The 15,258-nt window shown below is 61.3% G+C and carries 19 protein-coding genes and 1 tRNA gene; 14 read left to right on the forward strand and 6 right to left on the reverse strand.

Translation table 11 applies throughout. The features are described 5' to 3' along the window. Nucleotides 1–97 precede the first annotated feature (97 nt). The 4 genes from NKG60_RS22375 to NKG60_RS22390 all read left to right on the forward strand — a co-directional run bounded on the left by NKG60_RS22375 (nt 98) and on the right by NKG60_RS22390 (nt 2,597). On the forward strand, nt 98–370 hold the full coding sequence (locus NKG60_RS22375; protein ID WP_006200774.1) for a DUF4164 domain-containing protein: 273 nt from the start codon (nt 98–100) through the stop codon (nt 368–370). A 4-nt stretch (nt 371–374) separates the two neighbouring features. Further along, on the forward strand, nt 375–740 hold the full coding sequence (locus tag NKG60_RS22380) for a cell division protein ZapA (protein ID WP_292655609.1): 366 nt from the start codon (nt 375–377) through the stop codon (nt 738–740). A 174-nt stretch (nt 741–914) separates the two neighbouring features. After that, nucleotides 915–1,574, forward strand: a complete 660-nt coding sequence (locus NKG60_RS22385) for a peroxiredoxin (RefSeq protein ID WP_352666282.1) — start codon at nt 915–917, stop codon at nt 1,572–1,574. Between the two features lie 150 nt (nt 1,575–1,724). Continuing rightward, entirely contained in the window at nt 1,725–2,597 is an 873-nt protein-coding gene (locus tag NKG60_RS22390) for an MBL fold metallo-hydrolase (protein WP_352867091.1), read from the forward strand. 186 nt (nt 2,598–2,783) lie between these two features. Here NKG60_RS22390 and NKG60_RS22395 read toward each other — a convergent pair whose 3' ends face one another. From NKG60_RS22395 to NKG60_RS22405, 3 genes are all read right to left on the reverse strand, one after another. After that, the gene (locus tag NKG60_RS22395; RefSeq protein WP_352666285.1) at nt 2,784–3,191 is read right to left on the reverse strand and encodes a hypothetical protein; all 408 of its coding nucleotides are present in this window, start codon (nt 3,189–3,191) and stop codon (nt 2,784–2,786) included. Between the two features lie 452 nt (nt 3,192–3,643). Beyond that, the gene (rpoH, locus tag NKG60_RS22400) at nt 3,644–4,555 is read right to left on the reverse strand and encodes an RNA polymerase sigma factor RpoH (protein ID WP_023720954.1); all 912 of its coding nucleotides are present in this window, start codon (nt 4,553–4,555) and stop codon (nt 3,644–3,646) included. Nucleotides 4,556–4,742: 187 nt separating this feature from the next. After that, nucleotides 4,743–5,783, reverse strand: coding sequence for an RluA family pseudouridine synthase (locus tag NKG60_RS22405; protein ID WP_352666286.1), 1,041 nt, complete (start codon nt 5,781–5,783; stop codon nt 4,743–4,745). Nucleotides 5,784–5,809: 26 nt separating this feature from the next. On the opposite strand from NKG60_RS22405, the gene NKG60_RS22410 reads away from it, so the two are divergent. The 3 genes from NKG60_RS22410 (at nt 5,810) to NKG60_RS22420 (ending at nt 6,762) form a co-directional block, all read left to right on the forward strand. Beyond that, nucleotides 5,810–6,193: a fimbrial protein gene (locus tag NKG60_RS22410; protein ID WP_352666288.1), complete on the forward strand. Its 384-nt coding sequence runs from the start codon at nt 5,810–5,812 to the stop codon at nt 6,191–6,193. Further along, nucleotides 6,190–6,597 (forward strand): VOC family protein, encoded by a 408-nt coding sequence (locus NKG60_RS22415; RefSeq protein WP_352666290.1) that lies wholly within the window; start codon nt 6,190–6,192, stop codon nt 6,595–6,597. The genes NKG60_RS22410 and NKG60_RS22415 overlap by 4 nt, the downstream gene beginning before the upstream one ends. Nucleotides 6,598–6,687: 90 nt before the next feature. Then, nucleotides 6,688–6,762, forward strand: a tRNA-Glu gene (locus NKG60_RS22420). A 460-nt stretch (nt 6,763–7,222) separates the two neighbouring features. Here the strand turns inward: NKG60_RS22420 and NKG60_RS22425 are convergent. Next, nucleotides 7,223–8,287 carry an adenylate/guanylate cyclase domain-containing protein gene (locus NKG60_RS22425; RefSeq protein WP_352867097.1) on the reverse strand — a complete coding sequence of 355 codons (1,065 nt, stop codon included), beginning with the start codon at nt 8,285–8,287 and terminating at the stop codon, nt 7,223–7,225. A gap of 116 nt (nt 8,288–8,403) precedes the next feature. Here NKG60_RS22425 and NKG60_RS22430 point away from each other — a divergent pair, with 116 nt between their 5' ends. The 5 genes from NKG60_RS22430 to tolA all read left to right on the forward strand — a co-directional run bounded on the left by NKG60_RS22430 (nt 8,404) and on the right by tolA (nt 11,442). Further along, entirely contained in the window at nt 8,404–8,844 is a 441-nt protein-coding gene (locus tag NKG60_RS22430) for an SRPBCC family protein (RefSeq protein WP_352666341.1), read from the forward strand. A 343-nt stretch (nt 8,845–9,187) separates the two neighbouring features. Further along, entirely contained in the window at nt 9,188–9,769 is a 582-nt protein-coding gene (locus tag NKG60_RS22435) for a VOC family protein (RefSeq protein WP_352666343.1), read from the forward strand. Between the two features lie 26 nt (nt 9,770–9,795). Further along, nucleotides 9,796–10,674: a glutathione S-transferase family protein gene (locus NKG60_RS22440; protein ID WP_352666345.1), complete on the forward strand. Its 879-nt coding sequence runs from the start codon at nt 9,796–9,798 to the stop codon at nt 10,672–10,674. A 173-nt stretch (nt 10,675–10,847) separates the two neighbouring features. Further along, on the forward strand, nt 10,848–10,997 hold the full coding sequence (locus tag NKG60_RS22445; RefSeq protein WP_352666347.1) for a hypothetical protein: 150 nt from the start codon (nt 10,848–10,850) through the stop codon (nt 10,995–10,997). A 58-nt stretch (nt 10,998–11,055) separates the two neighbouring features. Further along, nucleotides 11,056–11,442: a cell envelope integrity protein TolA gene (tolA, locus tag NKG60_RS22450; RefSeq protein ID WP_352714585.1), complete on the forward strand. Its 387-nt coding sequence runs from the start codon at nt 11,056–11,058 to the stop codon at nt 11,440–11,442. Nucleotides 11,443–11,573: 131 nt separating this feature from the next. Here the strand turns inward: tolA and NKG60_RS22455 are convergent, their stop codons facing one another. After that, the gene (locus NKG60_RS22455; protein WP_352468942.1) at nt 11,574–11,789 is read right to left on the reverse strand and encodes a hypothetical protein; all 216 of its coding nucleotides are present in this window, start codon (nt 11,787–11,789) and stop codon (nt 11,574–11,576) included. A 335-nt stretch (nt 11,790–12,124) separates the two neighbouring features. Between NKG60_RS22455 and NKG60_RS22460 the strand changes: the two genes are divergently transcribed. Continuing rightward, nucleotides 12,125–13,096: a DUF2865 domain-containing protein gene (locus NKG60_RS22460; protein WP_352666349.1), complete on the forward strand. Its 972-nt coding sequence runs from the start codon at nt 12,125–12,127 to the stop codon at nt 13,094–13,096. Between the two features lie 87 nt (nt 13,097–13,183). On the opposite strand, the gene NKG60_RS22465 is transcribed toward NKG60_RS22460, so the two are convergent. After that, nucleotides 13,184–13,531 carry a hypothetical protein gene (locus tag NKG60_RS22465; RefSeq protein ID WP_352666351.1) on the reverse strand — a complete coding sequence of 116 codons (348 nt, stop codon included), beginning with the start codon at nt 13,529–13,531 and terminating at the stop codon, nt 13,184–13,186. Nucleotides 13,532–14,185: 654 nt separating this feature from the next. On the opposite strand from NKG60_RS22465, the gene pstS reads away from it, so the two are divergent. Further along, nucleotides 14,186–15,247 carry a phosphate ABC transporter substrate-binding protein PstS gene (pstS, locus tag NKG60_RS22470; protein WP_352666352.1) on the forward strand — a complete coding sequence of 354 codons (1,062 nt, stop codon included), beginning with the start codon at nt 14,186–14,188 and terminating at the stop codon, nt 15,245–15,247. Nucleotides 15,248–15,258: the final 11 nt, after the last annotated feature.

Genomic DNA, 15,258 nt, shown 5'->3' on the forward strand with positions numbered 1-15,258 from the left:
TTTATTGACGGGCGGTTCACACGGCGCGTAATGTTTCAGGGATAACGCGTTCTGAACGTGGATGATTCGGTGATGGGCAGGGCGCAGGACGAAAGCCATGACCGGGGAAACGACCCTCAAGGAAGTCATTGCCAGGCTGGGTAAGGCCATCGAAGGGCTGGAAAACGCCGTCGCGGCCAAGCTCGAGCACGAGCGGGACTATTCGGAAGCCGAGGCCGAAGTGCAGCGGATGAACGCCGACCGTTCGCGGCTGGCGCAGGAACTCGACAACTCCGAGGCCCGCGCCGAACGGCTGGAAGATGCCAACAAGGAAGTATCGCGAAGGCTGGTGACAGCCATGGAAACCATCCGCGCGGTACTGGACAGGTAGGCCAATGGCACAAGTCACGGTTTCCATCGACGGCAAGCAGTATCGTATGGCCTGCGACGAGGGCCAGGAAGAGCATCTGATCGATCTTGCCGAGCGCTTCGACCGCTATGTCTCGCATCTGAAGGATTCTTTTGGCGAGATCGGCGACCAGCGGCTGACCGTGATGGCCGGCATCATGGTCATGGATGAGCTTTCAGAACTGCAAAAGCGGGTCAAGGGCATGGAAAGCGAAGTGCTGACGCTGCGCAAGACGCGCGACGACGCACTGACCAAGGCCGACAAGAACGATTCCGTGCTGACCGGGGCGCTTGGCGCGTTGGCCCAGCGCATGGAAGACCTGGCGACGACGCTGGCAGTGAGCAAGGCCTGAGCCAGCGCAGCGAAGATTCCTGCTGCATTTGCCGAGAAGCAATGAAAATATTTCGCCGCCGGCCTTGATGCCGGCGCAACAGCCGTTTGAAGGATGACGCCGGAGTGGTAGAAAGGCAAAAGCAGCGCCGGTCAACGCCGGCTGCGATCTGCACTCACAAGGTAGGGACACGCCATGAGCCTTCGTATCAACGACATCGCACCGGACTTCACCGCCGAGACCACGCAAGGGCCGATCAGCTTCCATGAATGGATCGGCGACGGCTGGGCGGTATTGTTCAGCCATCCGAAGAACTTTACGCCGGTTTGCACGACCGAACTCGGCACGATGGCCGGGCTCGAAGGCGAGTTCAGGAAGCGCAACGTCAAGATCATCGGCATCTCGGTCGATCCCGTCGAAAGCCATGAGAAGTGGCAGAACGACATCAAGACCGCGACCGGCCATTCGGTGAACTATCCGCTGATCGGCGACAAGGATCTCAAGGTCGCCAAGCTTTACGAGATGCTGCCGGCGGGTGCCGGCGACAGCTCGGAAGGCCGCACGCCCGCCGACAATGCCACGGTGCGTTCGGTCTACGTCATCGGGCCCGACAAGAAGATCAAGCTGGTTCTCACCTACCCGATGACGACGGGCCGCAACTTCGACGAAATCCTGCGCGCCATCGATTCCATGCAGCTGACAGCCAAGCACCAGGTGGCGACACCGGCGAACTGGAAGCAGGGCGAGGACGTCATCATCACCGCTGCCGTCTCGAATGAGGATGCCATCAAGCGCTTCGGTGCCTATGAGACAATCCTGCCATATCTCAGGAAAACCAAGCAGCCTTCTGCCTAAGCCGGCAGAGGCGGCACAGAGAATTTTTGGTTTTCCTGGCCGTGTGAGCATGAGGTGCTTGACGATGCCTGGTTGACGGACAACCATGCCTTTAATTTGCCGTGGCAGAGAAAATCCTTCCTGCCGTGGTGGGGGGCGAAGGAGGCTGGATTGGACGCATTATCGGCCAGGTCGCAGGTCACCGGCTTCTATGACAAGCCGAGCGGGTCCGTCCAGTATGTGGTCGCCGACATGGCGACCCGCAAATGCGCCATCATCGATCCGGTGCTCGACTTCGACGAAAGGTCCGGTGCAACGGCGACGAAAAACGCCGACGCCCTGCTCGATTTCGTCAGGGAAAGCGGGCTGGAGGTCGAGTGGATCCTCGACACGCATCCGCATGCCGATCATTTCTCCGCCGCCCATTATCTGAGGGGGAGAACCGGAGCGCCGACGGCAATCGGCGAGAGGATCGTCGACGTCCAGAAATTGTGGAAGGTGATCTACAACTGGCCGGAATTCCCCGCCGACGGTTCGCAGTGGGACAGGCTGTTCGCCGACGGCGCGACTTTTTCGGTCGGCGGCCTTCCGGCAAGAGTGCTGTTTTCGCCGGGCCACACACTGGCCTCGATCACTTACGTCATCGGCGACGCCGCCTTCATCCACGACACGCTGTTCATGCCGGACAGCGGCACCGCAAGGGCAGACTTTCCCGGCGGCAGCGCCGAGCGGCTCTGGCACTCGATCCAGGACATCCTGGCACTGCCGGACGAGACACGTCTGTTCGTCGGTCACGACTACCAGCCGGGTGACCGCGAAGCGCGCTGGGAAAGCACGGTCGCGGAGCAGAAAGCCGGCAACACCCATGTTGCCAGCTGCAAGACGGAAGCCGACTTCGTCGCGCTCCGCCAAGCCCGCGACAGGACGTTGCCGATGCCGCGGCTGATCCTGCACGCGCTGCAGGTCAATATGAATGGCGGACGCCTGCCGGAACCGGAACCCAACGGGCGGCGCTACCTGAAGTTTCCGCTCGATTGCCTGTGAGGGGATGGGTCGCTGGCACTACAGTGCTATTCAAACTCGGCGCCCGCTCATCGTTCAAGGTCATCCAAGTTATTGATCCTGATTCGATTTTTGCGATGTGTGAATCCGGTCGGTCACCATAGGGGAGAAGGTGGGGGCAGCCGGGTGAGGAGCGGCGCAGACGCCGGCTAAGTGTTTAGTCCAGCGTCAGGGTTTTGTTCGGCGGGCTAAATGTTCATACGTGATTTGCCAAGGGTCGCTCTCGGAAGACCTTTCCTCGCCGATCCAATGGAAGCTGTTGGCAGTGATCTCAGTGAAACGCCATCGAGTTTGCAGACCGCGCGAGTCATTGCCGAGCTGGACAATGTCCTTACCCTCGGCCCGGCCGATCTGGCGCGAGTGATCCCGGTTGAGCGGGTCGCTCCATATGATATGCCAGCCATCGATCCCAGGATCGAAGATGCGCAAGGTCGTGCCATACATCGTCGACTGTGCAGGGCGCTTGGGCCTGATCCAAACGTCCTGAATCGCGCGGCCTTCGAGCACCCAGCCAAAATGGCATTCGCCATCCCATTTCTGGATTGTGCCGTCGTCGAGATAGTGGACCGTGTCCATGTCCCAGCTTCCAATTAGCCATCCATACAGGGCCATGTCTTTTGCTCGGTCGGCTGGCGGACCTTCGGATACGAGAGCGGCCAGAAACGGAGAAATGGTCATCGTCACACTGCCTTTGTTTCCGAACAGATGAGTTCAACTGCCCGGCGCGGCCCGGCGGGCCCGTTGTCGACCGTCTGAGCAAGCGCCGCCGTGAAATTTTGCGACGGAAGCCCGTGTCGGCGCCGGAACATTGTCGCCACAGCTTGCAGCGTTGCGGTTTCCAGGGCTTGGGGAAAATTGCGATAATGCCGCTATCAATGAGATCGCCTGCAGACACGATGGCGAGGCTACTGAGCAGTTTATGGCAGCGGATCGGACATCCGCGAAGGCGCCGCGGAACTGGCAACCCTCTAAAAAAACGGCGGCGCCAGGTATGTGGCGCCGCCGTTATTCGTTTCTATCTGAAGGCTTTACGCTGCCGGCTGCGCCTCGATGGTGCGCAGCGCCTGCATCTGGCGCTTGGCTGCGGCCTTGACCGCGTCCTGCACCTTCTCGAAGGCGCGCACCTCGATCTGGCGCACGCGCTCGCGGCTGATATCGAACTCGGCCGACAGCTCTTCAAGCGTCAACGGCTCATCGGCGAGGCGGCGCGCCTCGAAGATGCGGCGTTCGCGGTCGTTGAGCACGGCAAGAGCGCCCGACAGCATGCCGCGCCGGTTTTCCAGCTCGTCCTGCTCGATCAGCATCTCTTCCTGGCTTTCGTGGTCGTCGACCAGCCAGTCCTGCCATTCGCCGGATTCGCCTTCGCTGGCCCGGATGGGCGCATTGAGCGAGGCGTCGCCCGACAGACGGCGGTTCATCGACACAACTTCCGCTTCCGAGACGTTCAGCCGGGTGGCGATCTCGGTGATCTGATCGGGCTTCAAATCGCCTTCGTCGAGCGCCTGGATCTTGCCCTTCACCTTGCGCAGGTTGAAGAACAGGCGCTTCTGGTTGGCGGTGGTGCCCATCTTGACCAGGCTCCACGAGCGCAGGATGTACTCCTGGATCGAGGCCTTGATCCACCACATCGCATAGGTGGCAAGACGGAAGCCGCGCTCCGGTTCGAATTTCTTGACGGCCTGCATCAGGCCGACATTGCCTTCCGAGATCACCTCGCCGATCGGCAGGCCATAGCCGCGATAGCCCATGGCGATCTTGGCGACGAGCCGAAGGTGGCTGGTGACGAGCTTATGCGCAGCCGTGGTGTCCTCATGCTCGGCGTAGCGCTTGGCGAGCATGTACTCTTCCTGCGGCTGAAGCATCGGAAAGCGGCGGATTTCTTCCAGGTAGCGGCTGAGACCGCCTTCGCCGGAAACGATACTGGGTAATGACTGGGCCATGATAGCGCCCCCTCTCTATTGGAGTGATGCCCCCGAAACGCGGCGGGCATGTGGCGCGAATGCCAAAGGCACATTCGCGCCAACCGACATATATAGGAACAAAACCAGAAAGACAGGCATTTGTTCAACACGAAACAGTGTGTCACGTTGAAGTGAACAACGCCGGTCAGGTTTTCAGGTGGTTGGTTCAGAGCTTGCGGAAGCCGTCGACGAGTTCCTCCATGTCCCACGGTATCGGTGCTTCGAACCTCATCGTTAAATGGGTATCCGGATGCCGAAATGCAAGGAGGCGGGCGTGCAAAGCTTGTCGCGGAAACGCCTTTACCTTGCTTCTTAGCGGCTCGGGCAACCGATTGGCCTTGGTGCGGAAAGCCTGGCCGTATTCGGGGTCGCCAATCACCGGATGGCCGATATGGGCCATGTGGACGCGTATCTGGTGGGTGCGACCGGTTTCCAGCCGGCATTCGACCAGGCTCGCCGTGGCGAATTCCTGCTGCTGCTCGCCAAAGCGCTCGACGACGGTGAAATGCGTTATGGCATGGCGGGCATCGTCGCGGCCTTGCGGTACTACGGCGCGGCGTACCCGGTCGGCGGCGCGGCCGAGCGGCGCGTCGACCGTCCCGGTCGGCCTTGCCGGTATGCCCCAGACCAACGCCAGATACGCCCGCTCAAGATCGCCGGTCAGGCCGTGGTCGGCAAAGGCCTCCGACAACGCCTTGTGGGCGCGATCGGTCTTGGCGACGACCATGACGCCGCTGGTCTCCTTATCGAGGCGATGGACGATGCCCGGCCGCCTCACCCCGCCGATGCCCGACAGGCTGTCGCCGCAATGATGGATCAGCGCGTTGACCAGCGTGCCGGTCCAGTTGCCGGCGCCGGGATGCACGACCAGCCCGGCCGGCTTGTTGATGACGATCAGCTCGCTGTCCTCGTAGAGGACGTCCAGCGCAATATCTTCGCCTTGCGGCTCCGCTGGTTCCGGCTCCGGCATATCAACCGACACGCTGTCACCTTGTGCCATCTTGCGCTTCGTCTCGTCGACCTGCCTGCCGCCGATCCTGACCGCGCCCTGCTTTATCAGCATCTGTACGCGGCTGCGCGACATGTCGGGACCGAGCCTGGCCGCCAGCCATTGGTCGAGCCGCTGGCCGGCCGCATCGGCGCCCGCCTCCAGCACGATCTGTCCGGCCCCTATTAATTGTCTGGCCTCTTCGTTATGAGCGCTCATCGAGAACAGTTCCGGAATCTGCTGCCATGGCCCGGCCGCTTGCCGACGAAGACGAGGAAAAGCCGCTCGACCCCGAGGTCGAAAAGGTGCGGAGGAAGCTCGTGCGCTTCGTCGCCATCAATCTCGGCCTGCTGTTCCTCGCCCTTATGGTGGTGATCGCGGCGCTTGTCTACAAAGCGCGCAACGCGCCGCCTGCCGCCCCGCCGTTGACCAGCGACATCCAGGTGCCGATTGGCGAGACGGTCAACGGCGACATCGTGCTGCCGGTCGGCGCCAGGGTGATCAGCCAATCGCTCTCCGGCAATCACCTGTCGATCGACGCCGAGCTGCCCGACGGCAGCCGCGCTATTTTCTTGTATGACATCACTGAGCGCCGCATCGTCGGCCGTTTTTCGATCAGGAACAAATGACCGGTTTTGCCGAACGCCGCAGCATTGCCACGGTCGCGCTTCTCGTCGCAAACTATGACGAAGCGATCTCGTGGTATGTCGACCGGCTGGGTTTTGTCCTCACCGAAGATGTAGATCTCGGCGGCGGCAAACGCTGGGTCACCATCATGCCGGGCAAAGGGCAGGGCGCGCGGCTGCTTCTCGCCGAGGCATCCGGCGATGCGCAAAGGGAGGCGATCGGCAACCAGACCGGCGGACGCGTCTTTTTGTTCCTCGAAACCGACGATTTTGCCCGTGACCATGCGCTGATGCTCGAAAAGGGCGTCGAATTCCGTGAGGCGCCCCGCCACGAGGTCTATGGCACTGTGGCGGTTTTCGCCGATCTCTATGGCAATCTCTGGGACCTGATCGAGCCAAAACGCTAGGCTTGCAGCGGATATTCCACCGGTGCGACAGGCAGACCTAAGCCTAGTTGCTTTTTGCCGGCCGTCAGCCTATATCGCCGGTTCTTGAACGCGCCCATCGTCTAGCGGTCAGGACACCGCCCTCTCACGGCGGGAACAGGGGTTCGATTCCCCTTGGGCGTACCAAGTCTCTCCAAGCTCTCGGCAAACCATCAATCCGATCCATCGCCTCGGGTCGCGGCGGGTTTGGCTCATTGCCGCTTCTGGCGCAGCGGAGCCGATTGCATTAGCATTGCATCATGGGTCTTGAGGCGCAGCTTTAGCGGCGCGCAGAACGTCGCGCTGAAGGCGTCTACCACGCTGGTCGGCACTGCCTGGAGCCGACCTGAGCTACAGCTGCCGGCGACCGATCGTTTTGGCGAGCTCGGCGAAGGGCGCCTCTCCCTCGAAGGTGGATGCCGGGAATACTCGGCCCTTAGCACTGGCCAGCGAAGCTGCGCGCAACGCGCATGGCTGGGCTCTAGACGCCATACTCCAGTTGCAGTGTCGTAGCTTCTTTGCCGTTCGAATTTCTCTCAGTCATGGCTTCGCACGATACCAAGATATGCTGCGAACGACACATCCACGGCGCGCTCAACCATTCGATCTATTCCGGCAAGCCGAATAGTGTTTGCGCGCCTGCTATTCCTCCGAGCGGATGACTGCCCATGGTGATCATCGGCTCGGTAGTTTCTGCCTCGAACACTGTCGACGCGAGCACCATCCGTCCCAACGGCTTGCACAGCCCTTCGATGCGGCTGACAAGATTTACAGCCTTGCCGATCGCGGTGAAGTCCAACCTGCCGGCAGTGCCGATATTCCCCCAGAGTATCTCGCCGACATGCAGGCCAATGCCATATCCGAGCTCAGGGCCGCCATTGCGGCGCCGAGTTTGGTTGAGATGATCTATCCCGGCGCGCGTGGCCTTCACGGCGCGTACCGCCGCGTCACATGCGGCCCTTGAATCGCGCTCGCCAATCGGGAAAATCGCGAGGACGCCATCACCTATAAACTTGAGAACCTCGCCACCAAATGCGTGCACCGCGCCGGCGACGCAATCGAACCAGGCATCAAGTACCAACACGATCTCTGCATCATGAACCTCGGATAGATCGGTGAAACCTCGAAGGTCCGCGCACAGAAGCGCAGCCCGTATCGTCTCTCCCTTTACTCGACGAGAATGACCGTTGAGCACATGTGCTGCGCTGCGCTTTCCCAAATATGCTTCGAGCAATGCGCGTTTCGCGGACCGTTCTGCGAGTGCGGTCATCGGAGCCGCAGCAAACCGGGAGACTTGCCGCAGCAGCTCTGACTGCGCCTCATCCGGAGTATAATCGAACGCCCACACCAAAGTCGGTGCGACACCGCCCGCTCGCTCGTCGAACACGATCGCCCGCGTCGTGCCAAGCCACTCCCGCAGCACGAACCGGGGATCGGCATTCTGGCCGTCGGCGCCTATCCCCAAAGCCTCGACCACTTCACCCCCAGGCGCTCGCCAGAGCCAGATGCGGCGTGAAATGATCGGGTCGGGAGCATCCTGCGCCAGCGCGCCGGCGATGATCGGCAAGCCGTCTTCCATCAAATGCGTTGAGAGCTGCAATAGAAGTCGCCCACCGTCGCCAATATGCGCGGCGTCGTCCAGAAGGAATGAAAGCGAGTTTGCGAGAAGCATCGGTAGAAGGTCACTCGGCACCGGCTTATGCTTACGCCTCGAACATCTTCTTGCAACTCCCCAAATTCGCTTCAATCATGTACGGCATTCGATGCGGATGTGACCTGGAGTGAGCGATGGCGGAATCGGTTTACACAGAGATTGAGGTCGCCGCGCCACAAGCGACCGTGTTCGCGCTTTTGACGGATCCGGACCAGATCGTGCGATGGATCGGGACCGAAGCGAATTTGGATGCAACGCCGGGCGGTCTGTTTCTCGTCAATGTCGGTGGTCGCCATATGGCGCGCGGTGAGTTCACCGAGGTGATCCCGGTCCACCGTCTTGCCTACAGTTTTGGCTGGGAAGACAACGAGACCGTGCCGCCCGGCTCCAGCCATGTCGAGATCGACCTGATCGCGAGGGATGCGGGGACACTGATCCGCTTCACGCACAGCGGACTGCCGAACGCAAAGGAGCGTGACAGCCACCGAATGGGATGGGAGCACTACCTCTCAAGGCTGAAGATCACTGCCGATGGGGGACATGTCGATCCCGACGTGCCGATGAAGAATATGTGATTTTCATCTAAGGGCGCCCGTAATCCGAACCAGGCGCGGCATGCGTCAACCGGGCCCCTTTGACCTGCCTCGCCAAACCGACCGCTCGGGAAACCCAGCGACGCGATCCCGGTGCCGCTCTTGGCGCCTGCGTGGAGTTCTTGAAACTCAGCGCTTCTGGCGCAACGCCTCGGATTGAATTAGCATCCGTTCATCAAAGCTCCGGCCGCACTCCTGCAGGATGCGGAATGCGGAGCGCAGGCGAGCGAGGCCGGGCGCGGTCACATGCCGGGCGCTGATCCAAGCGCGACTGGGCATCCGAACTTCCGTTCGGCGGCAAGACGGCGTGGCCGGGAGGAGACCAATGCAAAAACTGCAATCACAAGGCGTCCATCACATCACGCTGGTCGGGGCCGGGCGCCAGACCTCGATCGATTTTTGGGAGGGCGTGCTCGGCATGCCCTTCATCTTCGAGCAGCCCAACCTCGACAAGGCAAGCGAAAGCCACCTCTATTTCGACCCAGGCGATGGGCGGCTGATCACGGTCTTCACCGACGAGAGCCGCACACCAGTCAAGCGGCGCACGCCGACCGATACGGGCTGCGTCCATCACATCGCTTTTGCGGTGTCGCGCGTCACCTTTTTGCAGGCGGTCGCCCGGCTCAACGAGCGTGAAATCAAGCACAGCGGCGTCAAGGATCGCGGTTTCATGGACTCGATCTACTTCGAGGATCCGCTCGGCCTGCTGATCGAGCTCGCCTCCTACCGTTTCGAGCCGCCGGCGGGCTTCACCCATGCCGACGTGCTGATGCAGGCGCACAAGATCCGCGTTGCGCGCGGCGACTACAACATCGCCGAAGTGCACCTTGCCGATGCGATCCAGACGCTTGTCGAGCGCTCGCGCGCAACCTTGTCGGAGGATCGCGCACCGAAAAATCCATACTGACGACACGCCAACAATGGGAGGACATAATGGCAAAGACAGCAACGAAGAGTGCGAAAAGGCCCGCGGCCAAGACTTCGGCACCGATGACAGCCAAGCCAGGAGCGAAGCCGGCGGCCAAAGCCGCCGCTAGGTCAGCGGCGAAAGTGGCAAAGCCGGCGGCGAAGGTCTCCGCCAAAAAGCTCGCGAAGGCCAAGGCGAAACCGGCGAAAAAGCCGGCGCTCACGCTCAGCATGCTGAAGCCGAGCGTCAACAATATGAGCGTTCGGGTGTTTGCACGCGCCGCCGGGCTCGACCATTCCGAGACCGACGTATGGGGCCATACGCGCTCGCCCGAATATATGGCGCGAAACCCGGCCCATTTGACGCCGATGATCGAGGACAAGGGCCTGCCGAGAGGTGTCTTGTGGGAAAGCTGCGCCATCATGCAATACCTCGCCAACAAGCACGGGCTGGATAACCTATATCCCAAGGCGCCGGCCAAGCGGGCAATGATCGACAGTGCCATGTTCTACCTGATCGGGACGCTCTACCCCTATGTGGCGCGCGCCACCTATCCTGCACTGAATTTCCCGCAATATGCCGGCGAGGTTGGTCACAGCGACGCTGATCCCGACAGGAAGTCGGAAGCCCAGAAGGCCGCTATGGAAGCGATAGCCGAGCCGCTGGAGGTGTTTCACAGCTTCTTCAGGAACGGCAAGCCGTTCATCGGCGGCAAGAACCCGTCGATCGCCGACATCCGCCTGGCGGCGACGCTCGAATTCCTCGCCGTCATCGACTATGCGCTGCCCCAATGGGCAAAAGACTATATGGCGGCGATCGAGAAGAAGCTCGGCAAGGCCTATGCCGAGCCGGCCGGCGATGTGCGCGGCTACATCGCCTATGTGCGGTCGCAGGCCAACGCCTGAGGCACGGGCAGGCCGGCGACCGTCCGCATTCCCGCAGGAGCCTGCAATGATCTGGGGTAATTCTTTTTTACTCTCCCCTGTTTGCACGATGTGGGGAGAGTAAGGTTTCGTTAACCGAAACCCTTTCTACTGGTATCCACCTCCAGCCCGCGACCACGGATGTACTGGCGCGGATGGAAAGCAAAGGTCGGCTGCTCGCCGGCCTTTTGCTTGTTGCGGCGCTGCCGAAGTTGCGGCTGACGGCGCTTCGACGCCCTGCATGGCTGATGAAGCGCGTCGCCGGCATCTTGTCATCGCCGATGTCGGCCCTACCATCGAAGTAGTCCCCGTCCTCGAGGGCGGTTCAAGGACAGAGGCCCTGTCATGAAAAGCATTGCTGGAATGGTGGTGATTGCAGGCGCCATGCTGGCGGGTGCAGCCGGTCAATCGAATGCAGCGACGCTCAACACCATGCCCGAGGTCGGGGCTGCCATCCAGGCGTGCTGGACCCCGCCAGCGAATGCCGGGAATTCCACCGTCACCCTGAGCTTCAGCTTCAGGCGCAATGGCACGCTGATCGGCCGGCCCAAGCCGACCGCCATCCGCGTGGCCGGCGACGAGAAGGCGCGGCAAGCTTTTGTCGATGCGGCGATTGCGGCCGTGGACCACTGCCTGCCGTTGAGCCTTTCACCGGCGCTGGCTGAAGGCATCCCGGGCAAGGTGTTCACTCTGCAATTCAACTCGCCTAAACAAAAACAGCCTGCAACGCGAGTGCAGGCTTCGCCTTGATCTTTTCCGACATCCGGATTCCACTTTTCCTAATGCATGTCGCGCAAAGTGTGCAGCGGTTTTGCGACAACGACATGCATTAGACAAGAACCTAAGCGCGTCACATGAGGCCCGGTCGACCGCGATGCGCTTTAGTGGCGGCTTCGTCTCGCCTCGACATGTCGCGCCAGTTCCGGCATTTCGAAGACATAGTCGCTCCAGGCCGATTCCGGTATCTGGCCGGCGAGATAGCACTCCAGCAACAGCCTCTGCTCGTGGTCAAGTGGCCTCGGTGCGCGTTCATGGTCCAACCCAAGTGAATGGAACAGATTCCTGGTCAGGTCCGCGACAGTGAAGTGGATCGACATTTGCGGTCTCCTCCTTGGCCGCTCAACGCCGAACCCAGGGCTAAGGTTTCAGCAACGGCCGGCCGGTAACGCCGGATTGATCGCGATGCGGAACCCGCCGCGCGCATCAAACGTCGCCGTGGCGGGCGTCCGCCGGCGTTGCTGCCGGTTCGTCTCAATCTTGAAATAAAAATGTAATATTGAATTTACACGAGTTGATCTAATACACTAGAGCTAAAGTCTCTGTCGGCAGTTCGATCTACTTCAATTAGGTGAAACTGATTTAGCCAGTACTTATCCATAGTCGACAAAGAAGAAATCCTGTTCTCGGCGCAACAAGGATAATGGTCGTTCCAATGACACGCTTCTGGCCCTTCACGATTCTGATGCTAGTGTCGGCAATAGCCGTTGCGCTCGGCACATCCTTCTCCTACGCGGATAGCTGCGGTGCTATCAGGAGCCAATTGGTTTCGGCGGGGCGCGGCGGCGGGACCAGCCCCGAGCTTGCCCAACTGCACCGGCAACTCGCCGCGCTTCAAAAGCTGGAGAGACAACGCCGATGCACGGTGAAAACGGCCGGCTTCTTCTTCAATCCCTGCGCAGACCTGGTCAGTAGCAAGGCGGAGGTGCAACGGCAAATCGCGAGACTGGCGAATTCGGGCAGGGACACGTCCGGATTGAAGGCCAGGTTTGTCGCGCTGGGCTGCGCCGCCCCGGCTGCCAAGAAACAGCAGGCGCAGCAACGCACAGCACCCAAAGCCCAGTCCGCAGGCACAACAATTGGCGGCAATCGGATGCTGTTTTGCGTTCGCTTGTCGGACGGATACTTCTTCCCCGCGCCAAAATCGCAGTTCGCCAAGAGCGACGATCTGAAGGAAACGGTCGATCAGTGCCGCTACATCTGCGACGATGCCGGCGTCGACCTCTATACGCTGAGCGACGCCACCCGCGAGACCGAAGAGATGGTCGCACTCGAGTCGGGAAAACCCTATGTGGAGCTACCTGCCGCGTTCCGGTACCGCGACGACGCGAATTTCAAGGCCTGCGACGTCAAGCGCTACTACCGGCGCGTCGCCGAACTCAGGGCACGAACCGTGACACCGGCCAACATGACCAACGCCATCATTCCGTTGCCGACGGCAAAGCCGGATTTTGGCATCGTCGCGGAAATTCCTGAATCCGGGATCGAAACCGCCGGTGCCGCTCCCGCAGAGGCAAAAACGCAGGCTACCGAGGTGCAAGGGGCTGCCCAGCATCAGTCGATCGAAAAAGCGGTCGGAGCGCGGCCGGTGAGAGTGGTCGGGCCGGCCTTTTTCCCGGCGGACTGACCAAGGCAGGCGGCGGTCCGAGACGGCGAACGGCTGGCCAGATAGCCTCTTCAAGGCCTGGAGGCGCGCGTCGACCGACGTCGCTGGTTATTCGCAGACCATGCGGGCCCGTTTGCCGGGCTCGCTGACGTTCCTGCAAGTTAGCGGCTTCGTCGGCTCCGGCGACGGCGGGTTGACGGCAACCCTCCTCCGTGGCGCTGCAACCGAAGCTGCGCTCCTGCGCACCGCCAGCCTTTTCGGCGTTTGCGGCGCCACTGGAAAGACGTCGGTCTCCAGTTGCGACTGTTCGGCTTGCGCCTGCGGCGAAGGCCGGTCCCAGAACCGGCGAACATCGAGCGGCTTGGGAATGATGACGGTGCCGTCATAGCTGCGCGCGCAGCCGCTTCCCAGAGGCAGCGCCAGGCACAGGAAGACAGGCAGAATCCGTCGAAACATCAGCAACACCCCTGCAAGCTTATAACGCTGCTTCGGCCTGACCGACAACCGGCGGAATAGGGCGGAGGGAGTAGATACGGTGAAGTAGAAGTCTTCGCACTTCCAGTCGAAGGCCTTGCTCGAAGATCGAGCGCCGGGTCGGGCGCGGATGGAGGTCCAGCGCGAGTTAGAAACGTGCGATTCGTCAACGCTTCCAGCGTAAGGCCATGGTGCGATCGCACCATACCAAAGCCGCGCTCAATCGCGACAATGGGATTCGAAGTTCCGCTCCTCCAGTTACGGGCGGGAGCAGCGACCGCCGGCAAGAAACAGGGTCAGATTTACCCCAACGGACCTGTTTAGGCGATGGCGCGGCCATGACACGCTCTGGCTGCATGCAACGCGCTCCCGTCCGGCTTTTTTCTTTTCAAGGCCGGTGGCTGCGATCGCCGAGCAGACGATGCCGGGCCGGAATTCACGCAAGCTGCTGATTCCAACGGCAAAGCGCGGCCCACTCCGACAAAGGCCGCAGCCGCTCCTTCTTAACCCCGGCTGGACGACGTTACCGGAGCGACATGAAACTGTCATGCGACTGTAATAATCGGGGGCTATTGGCCTCAGCGGGCGCCGGAGGTATGGCGCCGAGAGACCATATTCCGACAAGGAGCAGGCCACATGAGACATTTCATCCGCTCGGCGGCCGTTGCGATTGCAATGGCTGCGGCGACGACCACCCTCACCCTGTCCGCCGCGCTCGCCGCGGACATCTCCGGCGCCGGCGCCACCTTCCCCTACCCGATCTATGCGAAGTGGGCCGACACCTACAAGAAAGACACCGGCGTTGGCCTTAACTACCAGTCGATCGGTTCCGGCGGCGGCATCAAGCAGATCAAGGCCAAGACCGTTACCTTCGGCGCTTCGGATGCGCCGCTGAAAGGCGAAGAGCTTGAAGCGTCCGGACTGGCTCAGTTCCCGATGGTGATGGGTGGCATCGTTCCCGTCGTCAATCTCGAAGGCATCAAGCCTGGCGAGTTGGTTCTCGACGGCCCGACGCTGGCCGACATCTTCCTCGGCAAGATCACGAGCTGGGATGACGCAGCGATCAAGAAGCTCAATCCAGACGTCAAGCTGCCTTCGCAGGCGATCGCGGTCGTTCACCGTTCCGATGGTTCGGGCACGACGTTCAACTTCACCTATTACCTCGGCGACGTCAGCGCGGACTGGAAAGAAAAGGTCGGCGTCGACAAGGCCGTGGAATGGCCCGTTGGCATCGGCGCCAAGGGCAATGAGGGCGTTGCCAACAACGTCTCCCAGACTGGCGGCGCGATCGGCTATGTCGAATACGCCTATGCCAAGCAGAACAAGCTCACCCACACCGACATGATCAACAAGGACGGCAAGAAGGTCGAGCCTGCCGCGGCGGCGTTTTCGGCGGCAGCGGCCAATGCCGACTGGAGCTCGCAGCCGGGCTATGGGGTGATCCTCGCCAACGAGCCGGGCGCCGAGTCCTGGCCGATGACGGCGGCGACGTGGATCCTCCTGTACAAGAAGCCGGACGACGCCGCGACCACCGGCGAGGCGCTCAAATTCTTCGCCTGGGCGTATGACAAGGGCGACGAGATGGCGGGCGAGCTGGACTACGTTCCGATGCCCGACAAGGTGGTCGAGAGCGTCAAGGCGATGTGGGCCAAGGAAGTCGTCGGCAGCGACGGCAAGCCGCTCTACTCGGCTATGTAATCTCCTCCAGG

It is taken from the genome of Mesorhizobium sp. M1428 (assembly GCF_040317515.1).
Lineage (GTDB): Bacteria > Pseudomonadota > Alphaproteobacteria > Rhizobiales > Rhizobiaceae > Mesorhizobium.